At 37.7% G+C, this 750-nt stretch carries 1 pseudogene; it reads right to left on the reverse strand.

From position 1 onward, the window contains the following. Nucleotides 1-588, reverse strand: a pseudogene (locus IGI96_RS19740) (trse protein); the annotation flags it as partial. Between the last annotated feature and the right edge of the window lie 162 nt (nucleotides 589-750).

Consider the following 750-nt stretch of genomic DNA (forward strand, 5'->3'; position numbering starts at 1 on the left):
TACAAGCAACTTGATTTTTTGAGTTAATGACATTTTGACAGGTCGGAAATTCGCCGTAGAAACACTCATGATTTCTCGTTCAACATCTTTTAATTCGTCTTTATCTGTAGCGAATATTTGTAAGTAAACCGTGTTGATTGGCTTATTATTATCTAAATATTCCAACTGACTAAGGGTGATTGCCTGTTCTGCTTGTACATTTTTATTTCCTTTTCGCATCTTAAAGCGCCTACGTGCATAATCAATGTTTTCCGACATATCGACCGGAAAGCTGGTGAAGATCAATTTAAGATTCTTGTGAATGGTACGCAAGAATACCAGGTAATCGTGCAACGCCTCTTGACGCTGTTGTTCACTTCCATCACGTGCGGAAGCATCTTCGATTCGGTAAAAATTTGTGACTTCTTTTTCCATCGCAAAACAATCCTCTGATATGATTCTCCGGTAGGGAATCAGGGATAAAACAGTTTTTTCTTGTTTTAATCGACGGACTTTCTTCGGTTTTTCCTCAAGTAAGGGATCTTTCACTACTTTAGAGGTTGTTTCTTGTTTGCCTAATTCTTTTAATAACGCTTCTGAATCAATCATTTTCTTCCTTAGCACCTCCATTAGTTACAAAAAAAGGCGTTCCATCAACTATCAGTCAATGAAACGCCTACTATCTTATCTATTTGAATCATAGGGACAATTGTGTTACTATGACTATGTAAAGAGGAGTTGCGCTAACAACTCCCCTACAGCACCGCTTAA

The organism is Enterococcus sp. DIV0421 (genome assembly GCF_051713745.1).
GTDB lineage: Bacteria > Bacillota > Bacilli > Lactobacillales > Enterococcaceae > Enterococcus_D > Enterococcus_D casseliflavus.